We start from the raw sequence: 18,172 nt of genomic DNA, 5'->3' as shown, positions 1-18,172 counted from the left end.
TATTTTGACAAAAGTACTTAAGAAAAATCTTAATTTTAGTTAAAGTGTACAAACAATAGTAGAAAATTTACAAACGGTATTTTTATACAAATAAACGGTAATAGCCTTAATTAAAGGGAAAACTAATTGAAACCTGCGTACCTGAAGTTGTGCTAGAAGAGATGTCTTTAGTCTCAATATGAACGTCTTTATTTTTATACAAAATACGTATTCTGTTTTCAGTTGCCTTGGCTCCAAAAAATTTACGCTTTTGAGACATATGATCTAATTCTTTCGCCTTATTAATACCTATTCCATTATCAACAATGATACAAAAAACGGTATCTCCTTCTCTTTTAATAGTTAGTTCTATTGTTTTTTCGCCCTCTTTTTTCATTATTCCATGCCAAATTGCATTTTCAATAAAAGGTTGCAAAAATAACGGTGGTACTTTTATAGGTTCTAAATTTAAATTATCCTCAACATTTACAATATATTCAAAACCACCACTTACCCTCATTTGTTCTAATTTAACATACAATGATAAAATTCCTAATTCTTCAGCTAATGTAGATGTTGGACTCATTGAACTGTTTAAAATAACACGTATTAATCTTGAAAATTTAGTTATATAATCTGAAGCTTTTTCTACATCACTTTTAATAACAAAATTATTTATTGAGTTTAAAGAGTTAAATAAAAAATGTGGATTCATTTGACTTTGTAAAACCGTCATTTTTAACTCTTCCATTTCTTTTAATTTAACAGCCAAACGTATCTCTGCATTTTTACTTTTTTGTTCAATTTTTTTAATAATTGAACCAATAATTATAGATAAAATTATAGATTGAATTGCAACTCCTTGATAGATAAAAAACAACGATTCTACTCCTACATTAAGAAAAACGCTCTCACCAGTAAACAGTTCTAAAAAAGTAATATTTGCAAATACCAAATAAAACAATGTAGCAATTACAAAATATTTTGCTGAACTATCATGAATTTTAGTAATAATAATGTAAAAACAAAAAAGCCCAAAAATTGAAATTAAAGGAGCTATAACCATAAAAGCTTTCACCTGAAACTGATAACCCAACAAAATTTGGATTAAAACAAAAATTGGAGCAAGAAAGAACAACACTTTGGTCACAAACTCAAAATACCTGTCCCACTCTAACAAGTTTGCTCTAGAATCAAGTAAATATCTAGCAAACGAAATATACAATCCGTATGCTAAAAATTGGATTGAAAAATTGATGTATTCTGAGTAATTTGGAATAAATTTATTTATCAATGGTTGTGATAAATAAACTGTCATTGTTAAAAGATACAAACTATAGAACAAGTATAATTTATCTTTATTCTGAAAATAAATGATTAAATGATATAGGAAAAGTACAAAGACACCTCCCCTTATCCAAGAATATATTTCAGAATGAATATCTAATAACATTCTTTAGTCTAAGTAAAGTTTTTTGAACAGTTCAATTTTTCTATTTCTACTAATACTGGCTGTTAATCCGTTGGTCATAATTAATTCTCCCCCCAAACCTTTTAAGTACTCTTTTACATGGTTTAAGTTAATTAAATACGAATTATGGACTCTATAAAATTCGGAAAATAAAAATTTCTTTTCTACCTCTTTTAAAGTCTTAGAAACTAAAATTTGTTGTTCAGATTTTAAATAAATAGTGGTATAACTTTTATCAGATTTTAACATCACAACATCATCTCTTTCTAAAATGTATACTTTACCATCAGCAGAGATATTAATTTTATCATTATTGTCGTTTAAATTATTTAACAACAATTGCAATTTGCTTTCTAAAAAATCTCCTTTTTTAGGTTTTTTAACTTTTTCCATTGCAGCTAATAATTCATCTTTATCAACCGGCTTAAGAAGGTAGTCAATAGCAGATACTTTGATTGCTTTTAGCGCAAATTCGTCGTGAGCTGTTGTGAAAATTAAGTTGAAATCTCTATTATTTAATTTTTCAATCATAGAAAAACCATCCATCTCTGGCATTTGGATATCCAAAAATACCACATCAGGTTTCGTTTCATCAATAATAGAAATTGCCTTTAAAGGTGAGTTACATGTTGTAACTTCCACATTTTCAATATATTTATTCAACTTCCATTCAAGCGCTTCTAAAGCGTCATTTTCATCATCGACTAATAAAATTCGTAGCATATTTAATGGGTAGATGTTATATTATTTTGTTGCAATATACAACTTTTGAAATCATGTTCAAAAACTTAGTTTTGTATTTAAAGTTTTAGATGAATTTCATTTAAAAAAACATTCTAAAACAAAGATTTTATATGGTAAATACTTAATTATTTTTAATTGGCAAAACATAAAAAAACACTGCCATAAAATGAGAAAAACTTCCTAATAATACAAAAATATGAAAAATAGCATGGTTATATTTAATACTTTTTATACTGTATAAAATAGCGCCAATTGTGTACAAAATACCACCTGCCAATAACCATAACAAACCTTCAACAGCTAAATTATTTACCAATGGTTTAATTGCAAAAAGCATTAACCAACCCATTAATACATAAGTAATTGTAGATAATTTATCGTATTTACCTGTATAAAATAATTTAAAAACAATACCAATAATAGCCAAGCCCCACGACACACCAAAAATGGCCCAGCCAATCCATCCTTTTAAAACTACCAGTGTAAAAGGAGTGTATGTACCTGCAATTAAAACATAAATAGCTGCGTGGTCAAATACATTTAATTTTTGCCTTAATTGTGGATTTTGAACATAGTGATACAAAGTAGATGCGGAGTATAATAAAATTAAACTAGCACCATAAATACCAAAGCTAATAACATGCCAAGAACTACCATACAAAGTTGAATAAACAATAAGTAAAACAAATGCAACAATACTTAATAAAAGTCCTAGTCCGTGTGAAATAACATTTAGTTTTTCTTCTTTTGGATCGTAATATTTTACTTTACCTTTTATCATTGTTTAAGTTTAAAACAATTAAAATTTATTTAATTTTTTTGCTTCAAAAGCAAATCATTATAAATTAAATTGAAGGTTTTATCTTTTAACGCATCGCAATCTTTTAAGGTCAATCCTTCGGTATAAATAAATTTATGAATTTTTACTCTTAATTTTCCTGGTCCACCACTAAAAAATGTATAAGAAAAACGTTTTTTACAATCGTAAAAACTTATTGGTACAATGGGTATTTGATGCTCTATTGCCAACCTAAAAGCACCTTTTTTAAATTCGCTTAAAACAACAGTTTCATCATCAGGCACCAATCCTTCAGGAAAAATACAAACATCTAAACCATTGCTCAATCTTGCTCTGGCTTCATTAAAAACTGCCGTTCTACTTTTACTGTTATTTCTATCAACAATAATACAGGTTCGTTTGTAAAAAAAACCAAAAATCGGAATTTTAGTTAGCTCTGCCTTGCCTACAAAAACAAATGGATATTTAGCTACAGATAGCATTACCATTATATCAATCATTGATGTATGATTTGGACAAAGCATATAACTTTTTGTTGGGTCAAACAACTGCTCTTGTTCTAAATTTATTTTAAAACCCATTACAAAAAGTACAGTATTAGCCCAGGCTTTTGCAATTTTAAAAAAAACAGGATACAATTTTTCGGTTGAAGTAACTATTAATAATATGGGTAAAACTGGAAGCATTGTAAATAATACCCAACCGTAAAACCAGCAACGCCAAACTATATAAAAAACAGTTTTAAAAACTTTCATTTGTTTACATTTTATCATCTTTTTGTAACAAATGTTGTTCGCTACAAGCCATAAATATTAAATTTATAATACTTAACATTGTCAAATGTAAAAATTTACAGGCACTTAATTATTTATTTTTCTTAATTTCATCACTTATTAATTTTAATAATTTTTTTTATGATTTACGCAATTATTATTGGTGGTGTTGCTGGTTGGCTTGCCGGAAGTATTATGAAAGGTGGCGGTTATGGAATTTTTAAAAATATAATTCTTGGTATTGTTGGTGGTTTTGTAGGTAGTTGGATTTTTGGTCTTTTAGGCATTGTAATTTTAAACGGCACTTTTGGAGCTTTGTTAGAAGGCGTTATTGGAGCAGTAGTAATTTTAGCCATTGCAGGTGTTACAAAGAAAAAATAGCATTGTTGCTAAATTTCAATAAAGCGGCTCTTGCTGCTTTTTTTATGCGGTTGAAATACTTACTTTTGCTGAATTAAACAAAAATAAATGTCAAGAATTTTAACAGGTGTTCAAAGTACTGGAACACCACACTTAGGAAACTTATTAGGTGCAATTATCCCTGCTATTGAAATGGCAAATAATCCTAAAAATGAATCTTTTTTATTTATTGCAGATATGCATTCGCTAACACAAATAAAAAATGGTGAAGAATTACGTCAAAACACTTATAGCACTGCTGCAACCTGGCTTGCATTTGGATTAGATGTTAATAAAACCGTTTTTTATCGTCAAAGTGATATTCCTCAAGTTACTGAACTATCTTGGTATTTAAGTTGTTTTTTTCCTTATCAAAGGCTGACTTTAGCGCATAGTTTTAAAGACAAAGCCGATAGATTAGAAGATGTAAATGCTGGTTTATTTGGCTATCCAATGTTAATGGCTGCCGATATTTTATTATACGATGCTGAAATTGTACCTGTTGGAAAAGATCAATTACAACATTTAGAAATAACACGTGATGTTGCCAATCGTTTTAACCATCAAATGGGAGAAACATTGGTTCCGCCAGAAGCAAAAATACAAGATGGTACAATGTGGGTGCCTGGAACTGATGGTGGAAAAATGAGTAAATCTAGCGGAAATATTATCAATTTGTTTTTACCAGACAAGCAATTGCGCAAACAAATAATGAAAATTCAAACAGATTCTACGCCGCTTGAAGACCCTAAAAATCCGGATACTTGTAACTTATTTGCTTTGTATAAATTACTGGCTTCAGAAACTCAAATTGCTGAAATGAGAGCAAATTATGAAGGTGGAAATTATGGTTACGGAACAGCAAAACAAGCTTTTTACGACTTATTAATAGAACGCTATGTGGTTGAAAGAGAACGTTACAACTATTTTATAAATAATTTGGATGAAATTGATAAGGCCTTGGCTATAGGTGCTGAAAAAGCAAAAGCTGTAGCTTCTGATGTACTTAAAAGAGTTAGAGCAAAAATAGGTTATTAATTTCTATTTCCTCTTTAAAAGAAAAAATGTATTTTTAGCAATGTTAATTTTTACATTGCTAAAAATATGTTTAAAAAAATTACTTTTTCCGTCGTTTTTTTTCTGATGGGTTTTTATTGCTATTCTCAAAAAGATTCTATAAAACTTTTCAATGGTGAAACATTAATTGGAAAAGTTAAACGTTTAGACAAAAGCATCCTTTCATTTAGTACTTCATACAGCGATAGCGATTTTAAAATTAAATGGAATAGAGTTAAAGAAATTTATAGCAATCAAACATTTATTTTAACTTTAACTGATGGGAGAAGATTTAATAGTTCAGTTAAAACAGATTCAATCAATAAAAAACGAATTATTGTAATTTTTGAAGGTGAAAAAATTAAAACAGATTTAAACAAACTAACCTCACTAGATCCCATAAAAGATTCGTTTTATCAAAGAATGGATATTTCATTTGGAGCTGGTTTTTCGTTAACACAAGCCAATAATTTTTCTCAAGTAACCGGAAATGCCAAAGTTAATTACAAAGGAATTCAGTGGAACTTTTTAACAGGAGTCAATGTGGTTTATAGCCGACAAGATAATACCGATGATATTAGCCGTTTTGAATCTAATTCATCTATACAACGTTTTTTACAAAAAGATTGGTTTTTACAGGTAAATGTTGATTTTTTGTCAAATAGCGATCAAAAATTAGATTTAAGAACTACTGGTAGCGCAGGTGCTGGTTACTTTTTTATTAAAAATAACAATCTTTATTTAGGCGGAGGTGTTGGTTTGGCTTTTAACATTGAAAAATACTCCGTTGCATTAAATAATAAAAGCAGTTTAGAGTCTTCATTTAATGCCGAATTTAATAAATACAACCTTGGCGATTTTAGTTTATCATCATCGGCTACTTTTTTACCAAGTATTACAGAAAAAGGAAGGGTACGTTTTGATTGTAATTTAAGTTTAAAATACGATATTACTTCAAAAATATATATCAAATCAGCTATCACTTATAACTTTGACAATCAGCCAGCTATAGGTGCTCCAGATAATGATTACACGTTTCAAACTACTTTAGGTTGGAAAAAATAATTTGATGTTTTAATCAAAAACATTCCCCTTTTAAACAAATAAACAATTACTGAAATTTTCTACTATCTTTGTTTTTATGAATTTTTCTGAAATTTTAGGACAAGAATATTTAAAAAAACACTTGATAAAATCTACCGATAACGGCAGGATTTCTCACGCACAACTTTTTGTTGGTAACGAGGGTTCGGGTGTTTTACCTATGGCAATTGCCTATGCGCAATATATTTTGTGCAGCACCAGTAACAACAAGGAAGATTGCGCCTTAAAATGCCAAAAATTAATGCATCCCGATTTGCATTTTGCCTTTCCTGTAGCTACTACTAATGCTATAAAAACAAAGCCTGTTAGTACCGATTTTTTAAAAGAATGGAGAGAATTTGTAACTACCAATCCTTATGGAAACTTATTTGAATGGTTACAAACTCTTGGAATTGAAAATAAACAAGGTTTAATTGGTGTTGATGAAGCCGATGAAATTGTAAAATCTTTAAAACTTAAAAGTTATGAAGGTGGTTACAAAATAATGATTATTTGGATGGCTGAAAAAATGAACAATTCATCGGCCAATAAACTCTTAAAATTATTAGAAGAACCGCCAGAAAAAACGGTATTTATTTTAGTTACCGAAAATGAAGAAGAAATTATTACAACCATAAAATCTCGCTGTCAAATATTGCAATTCCCTGTTTTATCTGAAGCCGATATTGTAAAAGGTTTGGTTGAAAAAGAAGATACTGATCTTCCAATTGCTCAACAAATTGCACAACAATCTGATGGTAATTACAACAAAGCTTTGCATTTAATACACAACGACAATGCCGATGAACAATTTGAACAGTGGTTTATTGTTTGGGTAAGAGCCGCTTTTAAAGCAAAAGGAAATGCTGCCGTAATTCAAGAATTGATTGCCTGGAGCGATACCATTTCAAAAACAGGAAGAGAAACGCAAAAACGTTTTTTAAACTACTGTTTACAGTTTTTTAGACAAGCCTTGTTGTTAAATTATAATGCTGATGAATTGGTTTTTTTAACGCCAAAATCACCTGGATTTAACCTCGAAAAATTTGCTCCATTTGTACACAGCGGCAATATTTTAGATATAGACAAAGAATTAAATGATGCCCTGTACCACATTGAACGCAACGGTAATGCTAAAATAATTTTACTAGATTTATCTATCAAACTAACCCGATTGTTACACAGCAAAGAACAAGCATAATATGTCTATTTTCAACAAAAACTCGGCAGAAATTTTAATTGTAGCCTTTTTTATAATTACCTATTTTATGTCGGTTTTTGAAAAAATTACTGACTGGAAAGGTACAGTTACTTACTATAAAAGTCATTTTAAAAATACCATTCTTCAAAATATTATTCCGTTTTTATTGATAAAAATTGTGATTTTTGAAACCCTTGTATTGCTTTTATTAAGTATCGGATTGTATCATTTATTTTCAGAAAACACAACAACAGTAGCCAAAATAGGCTTAGAACTTTCAGCAATTACATTGCTTATGTTTTTATTTGGACAACGATTGGCAAAAGATTATCCTGGCGCTATGAATATTACCGTCTATTTTATATTGAATGTAATTGGCATTTATTTATTAACATAAAAATTTGATTATGAATTTATTAGGAATTGGATCACGTATAAAACATGTAGAATTTGGATTGGGCGTTGTAACCAATGTAACCACAAAACATTATTGGGTCACTTTTATTGAAAATGGACTGGAAACCATTGAATTAGACAGCGAATTTGAAGTAATTGAAGCTGTTGAAGATGAAGTTGATACCATTAGCTTTTACGAAGTAGAATCTATGTTAAAAAACATGTTGAAACAATGGTCTGATATTTCAGAAATTGTACCTATTGGAGATCGTTGGAAAGGTGGAAAATTAATTTTAGAACCACAAGACACCAATCTTGCTAGTAAAGAAATTCCAATCGATACTTTTTTTCATAAAATAGTTATGGTTCGTGACCGTGTAAGAGTGATGGAACAAAAAATAAACTCGAGTAAATTAGACGACCAAGACAAAGTAGATTTACAACAATACATCACTAGAATTTACGGTAGTTTAACAACGTTTAATATTTTGTTTAAAATAAAAGATCATCAATTCTCTGGAGCTAAATCTAGCTAGATTTTAGTTGGTATCAACTATCGGTAATTTAGTTTCTCAACTTTTAAGTCTTAATTTAAAAATTTTATATTCCTTATTAAACAAAAAAAACCTCATTAACAAATTGATAATGAGGTTTTTATATTATATTTTATTCGATTTATTTAGCTGCGTAACTATCGTTTAAAACTTTAATTACATCTGTAGTAATATTTAAAGCATCATCACCATACATTACAGTTCCGTTACCTTGAGTTCCTAAAACCAATTTAAAACCCTTAGATTTAGAGTAATTTGCTACTAAACTATCAACAGTTTTAATCAATTCTTCGCTTTTTGTTTGGTTTTCTTGTTGTAATTGTTGCGTTAATTGTTGTTGTCTAGCCTGAATCATTTGTTGCTCTTGTTGCAAACCTTGTTCAGCTTCAGCTCTTTTTGCTGGAGACATTTTTTCAGCATTTTGGTAGTACTCTTGAACTTTTGTTTGAAAAGGTGCTTGTAAACCTTGTAATTCAGTAGACATTTCTTGTTGTTGTGCTTTAAATGCAGTTTCTAAAGCTACGGCTGCATTATACTCTTTCATAACAGTTTCAACATCAATATAAGCAATTTTATTTTCAGAACATGATGTTAGTGCAATAGCAGCTACAATTATTAATAATTTCTTCATTTTTTTAATTTATATAATTTATTTAAATTTTGGGCGAATATAATAACAAAAAACAAACATATAGCTAGTTTTTACAAGTATTGATTTTATTTATAATTTTTAGAAGTAGAATCATTTTTTACTATAAAAAATGAATTAAAATAAGCGCTTTTCAGGGCGAAAACAGAGTATCAACTACAGTTTTCTTATACTTGTATGAAAGTGCGCTTAAATAAGCTTAAAATGTATTTTAGTCATTTTTAAGCACGTAAATTAACGAAGAATACTGCTTAGAATTCATTGCTTTCAAATTTGAAACAAATCCTACATAAAATGCTTTCAAAAAATTAGTATTTCCTGTTTTATACTTTTCGCTTAGCAACGAAACATAAAACGAATCAAATTTCATTGGAAGTATTTTTACTACACTCATTTTATTTTTTGAAAACAATAGTTCAATTGATTTTTTTGAAAAATGCCACAAATGCCTTGGAACATCATAAGCTGCCCAAAACTGTTTATAATATTGCGCATCGTAACTTTTGTAATTAGGAACAGCTACAATCAATACGCCATTTTGTTTTAATAATGATTTCAATTTTGAAATATACAAGTCTAAATCTGGCACATGTTCTAACACATGCCACATGGAAATACAATCAAATTGTTGATTTGATAATTGATCAAGATCTTCATAAATTTTAGTTGATAATTTTGTTTCTGCTAAATTTCGAGCGTTTTTATTTGGCTCTACCCCTACTACATTCCAACTATTATTTTTACATGTTTGTAAAAAATCACCTGTTCCACATCCTATATCAAGTATATTTTTTTCAGAAGTTTTAAATGAATTCAACAAACTCAATTTATTTTTTAAAGCAATGCTTTTTACAAATTGATACAATTTATCTACAATTGTTTCTTTTGAATCGGTATGCGAAATATAATCAGAACTTTCGTAATAAGAAGCTAACTCCACTCCTTTTGGTTGCGGATAAGTTTCCAACATTTCCAACGCTGGGTTATACAATAAATCAAATTTTTTATTTGAAACTGTGTAGTCTTCACAGGTTAAATAAAGTTCATTTTTTGAATTCATTTTAAAAAAATAGCTTTTAATTAATTACAATTTTAGAAGTTTTAGGTTTTAAATTTTAAGCTTATCTAAACCCACATAAGATAACTATTTAGCTGTTCAACTAAAAAATTTCAAACTGTTAAGTGTGTTAACTCCGAATTTTGAAAATTTAAATTTCTCAATCTTTCAACAATTATTTCATTTTTATCTAACATTTAGATTTGTAAAATTTCACTTTTCTAAACCAATGCTTCTCTTTTTTAACCATCATTTTTACTTCAATTAGCAATTAGGATAACAAAAAACAAAGTATTTAATCATCATTTTTCTTGTAAAAAAAGCAAATACCTTTTCTACATCTCCACACATTTCAACCTTTAAAAATACAAAACTTTACATTTTTATCTTTTTAAAAAAGATACGTTCCACGTGGAACGCTAAAAATCACCTTCCCATATAAACCAACAAAACAGAAATATCACTTGGTGAAACACCACTTATTCTACCCGCTTGAGAAATAGAAATTGGTTTAATTTTAGCTAATTTTTGTCGTGCTTCAATTGATAAAGACTTCACTTTTGAATAATCAAAATTAGAAGGAATTGAAACATTTTCCAATCTATTTACCTTATCAGCTTGGTTCCTTTCCTTTTCAATATAACCAGCATATTTTACATGAATTTCAGTCTGCTCAATAATTTCATTGTCTATTTTATTTTCTAAAATAAATTCTTGAATTGACGGAATCTTTTGAAGATCGTTAAAGTTTAATTGCGGCCTAGCAGCTATCTTAAACAACTTCATAGATTGCGAAATTAAAGCCGTATTATTTTCTTCTAAAATCGGATTTATAACCTCTGGAGCAATACTAGTGTCTTGCAAAAAACTAACAAACAAATCGGTTTTCTCTTGCTTTTCCAACACACGATCCATACGGTCTTTTGATGCAATACCCAATTCAAAAGCCATAGGTGTTAAACGTAAATCAGCATTGTCTTGACGTAATAAAGTACGATACTCTGCGCGAGATGTAAACATCCTGTAAGGCTCTTCAGTACCTTTGGTAATTAAATCATCAATCAAAACACCAATATAAGCTTCATCTCTTTTTAAAATAAAAGGAGCTCTACCCTGAACATTTAAAGCAGCATTTATACCAGCCATTAATCCTTGCGCTGCTGCTTCTTCATAACCAGTAGTACCGTTAATTTGACCTGCAAAATACAAACCTTTAATTAGCTTAGTTTCTAAAGTATGGTTTAATTGTGTAGGTGGAAAAAAATCATATTCTATAGCATAACCATATCTAAAGAATTTTACATTTTCAAATCCGGCTACTTTACGCAAAGCTTTGTCCTGAACATCTTCAGGAAGCGAAGTAGAAAACCCATTTACATAAACTTCAACAGTATTCCATCCTTCAGGTTCAACAAACAATTGATGACGTTCTTTAGTTGCAAAACGATTGATTTTATCTTCAATAGAAGGACAATATCTTGGCCCAATACTTTTAATTCTACCGTTAAACATTGGCGAACGATCGAAGCCTGTTTTTAACAATTCATGAACTTCCAAAGAAGTATAACTCATATAACAAGAACGTTGTTTAGCCAAAGGTTTTGTTGTAGCTGAATATGAAAATTTTTCAGGAATCTCATCACCAGGTTGCTCAATCATTTTAGAATAATCTAAAGACCTACCATCAACTCTTGGAGGTGTTCCTGTTTTCATTCTTCCAGCTTCAAAACCTACTTTCACCAAATCTTCGGTAATACCAATTGAAGCACTTTCACCTGCTCTACCACCACCAAAAGTTTTATCACCTATATGAATTAAACCATTTAAAAAAGTTCCAGCGGTAATAATAACTGTCTTAGATTTAATTTCAATTCCTAATGAAGTTGTAACACCAACAATCTTATCACCATCAAAAATCAACCCCCTAACCATGTCTTGAAAAAAATCTACATTAGGCGTTTGCTCTAACATATTTCTCCAACACTCAGCAAAACGCATACGGTCACTTTGAGCTCTTGGACTCCACATTGCAGGTCCTTTTGATTTATTCAACATTTTAAATTGAATAGCAGTTTCATCAGTTACAATACCACTATAACCACCCAAAGCATCAATCTCTCGAACAATTTGCCCTTTAGCAATTCCACCCATAGCAGGGTTACAACTCATCTGAGCAATGTTTTGCAAACTCATTGTTATTAACAATGTTTTAGAACCCATATTTGCAGCTGCTGCAGCAGCTTCACTTCCTGCATGGCCACCTCCAATAACTATAACATCGTAAACTGTACTAAACATAATTTATATATTGTGTTCCACGTGGAACGTTAATTAAGCATTTAATAATTGCAAACAAGCATCTTCTTCATTGCGCATATTCAATTTATCGTCTTTAGATTTATCTTTAAAGCCCAAATAGTGCAAAATACCGTGAATTACGACCCTATTTAATTCATTTTCAAATGTTTGAGCGAATTCTAAGGCATTTTCACGTACTCTTTCAACAGAAATGAAGATATCTCCACTAATTAACTTACCTAAAGTGTAATCAAAACTAATAATATCAGTTAAAGTGTCGTGTTCTAAAAACTCAACATTTAGTTTTAATAAATATGCATCATCACAAAAAATGTAATTTAATTCTCCTTCGGTAAAACCGCGAGATTCAATAACATTAGAAATCCAATCCTTAATTTTAGATTCATCTTCTAATTTAAAATCTGTTTCATAATTAAATTCTATCATACTACTCTTCTTTTTTAAAATACTCTTGCACTTTAATTTTATAAATCAAGCGCAAAGGTAAGGATTGTCTGTTTAATATTTCAGTATTATTAAAATACCGATTTTGTAACTTTAAAGAGTCTATTGTATGCTTTTCAAAAGTTTGGATATTGGTGTTAGAAGTACGTTTTGAATCTTGACCTTGTTCAATTTTTGCTTTTTCTAATTTTAATAATTCGTAATTTAAACGTTGCATACTTTGTATAACATCATTAGAAAATCCTTTTTCTAACAATTCCTTTTCTAGAACTTCCATTTTTTTAATAGCATCAACATTACCATTTTTACCTGCACCATTTTCATCTCCAATCATTTCATTTAAAGCTTGACGAAGGGCATTTTGTTGTTTGTAAATTTCATACAATTCACTGTTCATTTGCTCATTGTTACCTTCACCATTTTCTCCAGATTTTGAACCATCTTTACCTTCACCATTTTCTTCACCAGGCTTTTCACCTTTCTTCATACCATCTTTCATTTTTTGAGTTAGCTCACCTTGCTTTTGAATAATATCGGGCAATGTAAATTGCTGTTGATTGCCATTTCCTTTACCCATACTTGAAGAAGCATTCATCAAATTTTCTAACAAATCACTTAATTGATTCGCTAAATTATTTGCAGCTGTGATAACAAAACGCTGATTTGATATTCCTTGAGAAATATTTTGATCAGAAAAATTATCTAATGAATTGTCAATATTATAATAAACATCAGAAACATTTTTTTGAATTTCTGCACCCATTTTAACCAAGCGCAAAGACATCATATAAATACTATCGTCTATATGTTCAAAATATTCTTTTAAAACATATTGCTTTTTTAAGTTGTTTGGATATTCAGGATGGTTGCTATCTGAACCCGAAAATGAAGACATCAATGCTTCTTGTTCAAAAGAAAACTTTAAAACATTTTCTACAATTTTACGCAACTCTTCTATATTTTCATCGATAGATTCTCCCTCCATAGCAGCCATACTTTGCTCCAAAGACTGACTCATTTTTTGCATTTTTTTTGCAGCCGATTTCTGACTTTTTTGCGCATTTGATTTATTAGCATCTTGTGTATTGTTCTTATCCTGTTTAGACAATTCATCAAAAGCATTTTTTAAATCTTGATCAATTTCCTCTTTTTTAGAATTATTATTTGGCAACTTCATTGGGCGTAATAAATCTTGATTTTGTTTATCTAGTTCATTAAAATCATTTTTTATTTCATTAAATTTTTCATTAATTTCATTTTGCTTTTCTGAAGTATTTTCTGAAGGAACTTGATTAGAAAGTTCATGTTGCTTTTTTGCTAACTTGGCCAATGCATCATTAATTTGAGCCATTTTTTGTTCAACATAAAAACGTTTGGTTAACTCTAAAATACGATCTAAACTTTGAGTGTTGCGTTTGTTTTCTTTGGTAATTTCATCGAGCTTATCCATTAAATCTTCACGCGCTAATTTTTCAGTTAACTTTTTTAACTCGTCTAACTTTTTTTGTTGGTCAACTAGTTTTTTAGTTTCTTCAATTCTTTTTTCAAGATCTTTCTCTTTTTCTTTTAAACCATCGTTAACTGTTTGTTCCTTTAAATTATCTTCTAATTGTTTGGTTTGTTTTTGAAACAACTCCTGGTATTGATTTTGACGTTTTAAAAAATCTTCTAACTTTTTAGTATCATTCCAATTGATGTCGGATTTCTTTTGTAAATCCTTTTTAAATTTATCTAAAGCTGAATTTTCCTTTTTAGCATTTTCTAATGATTTTGAAATACTATTTATGGCATTATTTTGATCTTTTAACAAATCAGTATTTACCTCTTCAACAGTTTTATTGTAATAACTAAATGTTTTACTTTTTGTTCTTTTTGAACCATTGATGGCATCATTGTCAAAAACTTCAAAATAAAATTCATAATCAATTCCATTTTCAATTTCTAAACCATTCGGAAAAATATAGTAAAACTCGGCAAAAGTACTTTTGGGAACTGAAATTAAAGCTGTTTTAAGCGCGTTTGGTAAATTTTTATTATAATATACTAGTTGCACCTTATTTAACCCGTAATCGTCGCTTATTTGACCAAAAAATTGAACAGGACCGTTAGTGATAGAATCTATATCTGAATTGACAATAATTTTAGGAAACTGGTCGGAAATAACCTGAATTGTAAAATCTAATTGTTCGTGATTTTTTAATTGTGCGTTTGAAGTACTAATTGCATAATTAAAACCTTCAAAAATTTGAGAAGTATAGTTGTAATAATTTTTTGAGCTTTTGATAAAATCTATTGGATTGTTTTGAACAACATTAAAAGTTACCTGATCTGCCTGATAGGTTTCAACTTGCCATGATATGTTGGTTCCACTTGGAACAACAGCATTACCGGTATTAAATATAACTGCATTTTGTTTGCCAGTATATTTTGGAAAATTTAAAACCATTTTAAAATTTTGAATTACAGGTGTAGCAATGCTGGTTAAAACATAATTTTTTGAAACTACTTCTCCACTTTCAATAAAAAAATCAATACTGTTTTTTAGGGAAGAAAATGTGTAAGAAAATTTTCCGAAGCCGTTATTTTGAAGATAATAACTTTCGTTGTTAAAATATATTTTAGCGTCTTGTGGAACAACATTACCAACAGTTTCAATTTCTAAAGTAAAAGATTCACCTTCGATAACATTTAACGATGGATTTAAAATTTTAAAAGCAAAAGGTGCTGGTGCTTCAAATTGAGTTTGGTAATGCACTACCCTATTTAAACTATTTTTAAAATTTGAACTGTTACCTGTAATGTAAAATAACCCACATATTACAATTGGTATAAGCGCATATTTGATATATTTTTTATTTTTTGAAAAATGAATAGCATTTTTAAACGAAACAAATTGTAACTCGCTGGATTTCTGTTCAATACTAGCTTCAATAAGTTCATTATTTTCGTTTACATACCTTAACTGTAACATATTCAGCAACTTATCTTTAACTTCAGGAAAATAGTTACCAATAATTACAGCAGCTTCTTGTTGATTAATTCCTTTCTTTAATCCCCAAATTTTAAAAATAGGTATCAAAATATAAAATATAAACAAAGCCATTTCAACCAACACAAAACATACAAACAAAACAGTGCGTGCTGTTGGCTTTAACCATAAAAAATATTCGATAAGCAGCGTGAAAATAAAATACAACAATCCCAAACAAAAAAACAATAAGAGTCCTTTTATCAATTCATTTAAATAATATTTTTTAATGAATTGTTGAAGTTTTGTTTGTATGTGATTAAAAGTATTCAACCTTAATATTTTATCTTTTTAGAATTGATAAAATTAACTAAAATTGACTACAATATCACAATCTTGTTTTTAATGGCGTATAAAACCAATCCAATACGTGTTTTTGCTTCTAATTTTTCAAATAAAGCTTCGCGATAATTTTCAACAGTTTTAGGACTTAAAAACATTTTTTCAGCAATTTGTTTGTAAGTCATTTCAGTACAAGTTAATTTTAAAAATTCCAATTCACGATCTTTTAAAACTATTGTATTGGTATTTAAATCTTCGGCATGAGATTTTAATAAAGTATTTGTAACATTTTCAGTATAATAAAATCCAACATTATGAAGTTCGTGAATGGCATGTTTTAAAACCATAGGATGAATATCTTTTAACAAATATCCTTTAGCTCCTGCACGTAACATGGCTAAAATAGTTGCTTCATCACATTCCATAGAAAGTGCTAAAACTTTAATTTTAGGTTGATTTTTTTTCAACCAAATAGTCGCTTCAATACCATTCATAATTGGCATTTGAATGTCCATTAAAATAATTTCAGGAACAGGATTTCCATTTTTAAAATAATCAACAACTTCAGCACCATCATTCAACACCTTAATAACATTAAAATCTTCAAATTTACCAATAAGGCTATGAAGTGCTGTTGAAAACAACTGATGATCATCTACAATAATAATATCTATTTTATTCATGGTCTTATTTTGGGCAACTAATATATAACATAGTTCCCTTATTTTGTGCAGATTTCAAGTCAATTTTTGCACCTATCAACTCTCCTCTACTTTTTATATTAATTAAACCAATGCCATTTTGCTTGGTTTTATCGTTGGTATCAAAGCCTATTCCGTTATCTGAAGCCGTGATATTTAAAACATCATTTTCATAATTTAAATTAACAATCAATTCTTTTGCTTTTGAATATTTTAAGGTATTGTTACAAAACTCTTGTAAAATACGGAACAAAATAATTTCCTTTTCATTACTTAAATCAAAAAAATCTTCAGAAATTTCTAATTTGGCGTTGATAAAATTTAAACGATTGTAGCGTTCTACTTCTTGTTTTAAAGAAGTAATTAAACCTTTATTTTTAATAGTTTCAGGATTTAATGATTTTGCCAAACCGCGTAAATCTTCCAAACTTCTACCAATAATATTACTGGTTTCTTGTATGCCTTCCTGTTGGTCTTCGGGCAAAGTAAATTGCATCATATTTAATTGCATTTTAGCTGTTGACAACAATTGACCAACATTGTCGTGAATTTCCCAACTTATATTTTGCAATGCCTGTTCCTGAATTTCTAATTTAGATTTGGTAATTTCTTCTTCAAAAAGCAATTGTGTTTCGCGTTGTTTTAATAAATACGCCGTTTTTTTTTGCTGAAAATAAAAAAAGAAAACAATCAATGTAATTGCCAATATTAAAACAATAATGGTGGTTACAAAAACCAGGAGCTGTATTTCAGTTTGTTCCATAAATTACGAATTAAATTCTTTTTTACTTACTATAAAACCAGTTATAAAACATGCCATCATTATTAAATTTAAAATCAATGTTATTATTCTAAAAACGCCACCAAAATAAATATATTCTGCAATTACAAAAACAGGAATAAAACCAATATTAAATAACAATACAGCTAAACCAATCCAAAAAAATATGGTTTGATTTAAATTTAATATCGCATCATCTTGTAATAATTCAGAAAAATAAATCAATATAATAATTACCAATAATAAACTTCCAATAATGGTATTTAGATCTAAAGGCATTTGTAAAAAATTAGCAAAAAAACCAATTTCAATACAAGTATAAAGAGAATAGCTAAAAATAATAGTCTTTACTATGTTACGCTTTTTGGGTATTTTTAAAAGCGATAAAAAAAAGAACATATAAAAAAAGAAATTTGCTAAACTCCAAATATTATATAAGAAAAAAGTGTTTATGCC

Annotated in this window: 18 protein-coding genes; 6 read left to right on the top strand and 12 right to left on the bottom strand. The window is 28.9% G+C overall.

What is annotated here, in order from left to right; all coding sequences use genetic code 11:
• Positions 1-106: 106 nt before the first annotated feature.
• From EC396_RS00170 to EC396_RS00155, 4 genes are all read right to left on the bottom strand, one after another.
• Positions 107-1,432 carry a sensor histidine kinase gene (locus EC396_RS00170; RefSeq protein WP_129364677.1) on the bottom strand — a complete coding sequence of 442 codons (1,326 nt, stop codon included), beginning with the start codon at positions 1,430-1,432 and terminating at the stop codon, positions 107-109.
• Between the two features lie 3 nt (positions 1,433-1,435).
• Positions 1,436-2,173 (bottom strand): LytTR family DNA-binding domain-containing protein, encoded by a 738-nt coding sequence (locus EC396_RS00165; protein ID WP_129364676.1) that lies wholly within the window; start codon positions 2,171-2,173, stop codon positions 1,436-1,438.
• Between the two features lie 142 nt (positions 2,174-2,315).
• On the bottom strand, positions 2,316-2,975 hold the full coding sequence (locus tag EC396_RS00160; protein ID WP_129364675.1) for a hemolysin III family protein: 660 nt from the start codon (positions 2,973-2,975) through the stop codon (positions 2,316-2,318).
• Between the two features lie 29 nt (positions 2,976-3,004).
• Positions 3,005-3,748, bottom strand: a complete 744-nt coding sequence (locus EC396_RS00155; protein ID WP_129364674.1) for a 1-acyl-sn-glycerol-3-phosphate acyltransferase — start codon at positions 3,746-3,748, stop codon at positions 3,005-3,007.
• A gap of 159 nt (positions 3,749-3,907) precedes the next feature.
• Between EC396_RS00155 and EC396_RS00150 the strand changes: the two genes are divergently transcribed.
• The 6 genes from EC396_RS00150 to EC396_RS00125 all read left to right on the top strand — a co-directional run bounded on the left by EC396_RS00150 (position 3,908) and on the right by EC396_RS00125 (position 8,437).
• Complete coding sequence (locus EC396_RS00150) at positions 3,908-4,147, top strand: GlsB/YeaQ/YmgE family stress response membrane protein (RefSeq protein ID WP_129364673.1); 240 nt, start codon at positions 3,908-3,910, stop codon at positions 4,145-4,147.
• Positions 4,148-4,234: 87 nt separating this feature from the next.
• Positions 4,235-5,203, top strand: a complete 969-nt coding sequence (gene trpS / locus EC396_RS00145; RefSeq protein WP_129364672.1) for a tryptophan--tRNA ligase — start codon at positions 4,235-4,237, stop codon at positions 5,201-5,203.
• Between the two features lie 66 nt (positions 5,204-5,269).
• Positions 5,270-6,286, top strand: a complete 1,017-nt coding sequence (locus tag EC396_RS00140; protein ID WP_129364671.1) for a DUF481 domain-containing protein — start codon at positions 5,270-5,272, stop codon at positions 6,284-6,286.
• Positions 6,287-6,362: 76 nt separating this feature from the next.
• Positions 6,363-7,505 carry a DNA polymerase III subunit delta' gene (locus tag EC396_RS00135; protein WP_129364670.1) on the top strand — a complete coding sequence of 381 codons (1,143 nt, stop codon included), beginning with the start codon at positions 6,363-6,365 and terminating at the stop codon, positions 7,503-7,505.
• Position 7,506: 1 nt separating this feature from the next.
• Entirely contained in the window at positions 7,507-7,902 is a 396-nt protein-coding gene (locus EC396_RS00130) for a DoxX family protein (protein WP_129364669.1), read from the top strand.
• A 10-nt stretch (positions 7,903-7,912) separates the two neighbouring features.
• Positions 7,913-8,437 carry a hypothetical protein gene (locus tag EC396_RS00125; protein ID WP_129364668.1) on the top strand — a complete coding sequence of 175 codons (525 nt, stop codon included), beginning with the start codon at positions 7,913-7,915 and terminating at the stop codon, positions 8,435-8,437.
• A gap of 139 nt (positions 8,438-8,576) precedes the next feature.
• Here the strand turns inward: EC396_RS00125 and EC396_RS00120 are convergent, their stop codons facing one another.
• From EC396_RS00120 to EC396_RS00085, 8 genes are all read right to left on the bottom strand, one after another.
• A complete protein-coding gene (locus tag EC396_RS00120) occupies positions 8,577-9,086 on the bottom strand; it encodes an OmpH family outer membrane protein (RefSeq protein WP_129364667.1) in 510 nt (169 codons plus the stop codon).
• 229 nt (positions 9,087-9,315) lie between these two features.
• Positions 9,316-10,164 (bottom strand): class I SAM-dependent methyltransferase, encoded by an 849-nt coding sequence (locus EC396_RS00115; RefSeq protein ID WP_129364666.1) that lies wholly within the window; start codon positions 10,162-10,164, stop codon positions 9,316-9,318.
• 423 nt (positions 10,165-10,587) lie between these two features.
• Complete coding sequence (gene mnmG / locus EC396_RS00110; protein WP_129364665.1) at positions 10,588-12,459, bottom strand: tRNA uridine-5-carboxymethylaminomethyl(34) synthesis enzyme MnmG; 1,872 nt, start codon at positions 12,457-12,459, stop codon at positions 10,588-10,590.
• Positions 12,460-12,492: 33 nt separating this feature from the next.
• A complete protein-coding gene (gene ybeY / locus EC396_RS00105) occupies positions 12,493-12,906 on the bottom strand; it encodes an rRNA maturation RNase YbeY (protein WP_129364664.1) in 414 nt (137 codons plus the stop codon).
• A 1-nt stretch (position 12,907) separates the two neighbouring features.
• The gene (locus EC396_RS00100) at positions 12,908-16,225 is read right to left on the bottom strand and encodes a DUF4175 family protein (RefSeq protein WP_129364663.1); all 3,318 of its coding nucleotides are present in this window, start codon (positions 16,223-16,225) and stop codon (positions 12,908-12,910) included.
• Positions 16,226-16,272: 47 nt separating this feature from the next.
• Positions 16,273-16,917 carry a response regulator transcription factor gene (locus EC396_RS00095; RefSeq protein ID WP_129364662.1) on the bottom strand — a complete coding sequence of 215 codons (645 nt, stop codon included), beginning with the start codon at positions 16,915-16,917 and terminating at the stop codon, positions 16,273-16,275.
• A gap of 4 nt (positions 16,918-16,921) precedes the next feature.
• Entirely contained in the window at positions 16,922-17,698 is a 777-nt protein-coding gene (locus EC396_RS00090; RefSeq protein ID WP_129364661.1) for a sensor histidine kinase, read from the bottom strand.
• A gap of 3 nt (positions 17,699-17,701) precedes the next feature.
• Positions 17,702-17,995, bottom strand: a complete 294-nt coding sequence (locus EC396_RS00085; RefSeq protein ID WP_129364660.1) for a hypothetical protein — start codon at positions 17,993-17,995, stop codon at positions 17,702-17,704.
• Positions 17,996-18,172 lie beyond the last annotated feature (177 nt).

The organism is Lutibacter sp. HS1-25, from assembly GCF_004121075.1.
In the GTDB taxonomy this organism is placed as follows: Bacteria; Bacteroidota; Bacteroidia; order Flavobacteriales; family Flavobacteriaceae; genus Lutibacter.
This window is presented reverse-complemented; position numbering and strand designations above follow the sequence as displayed.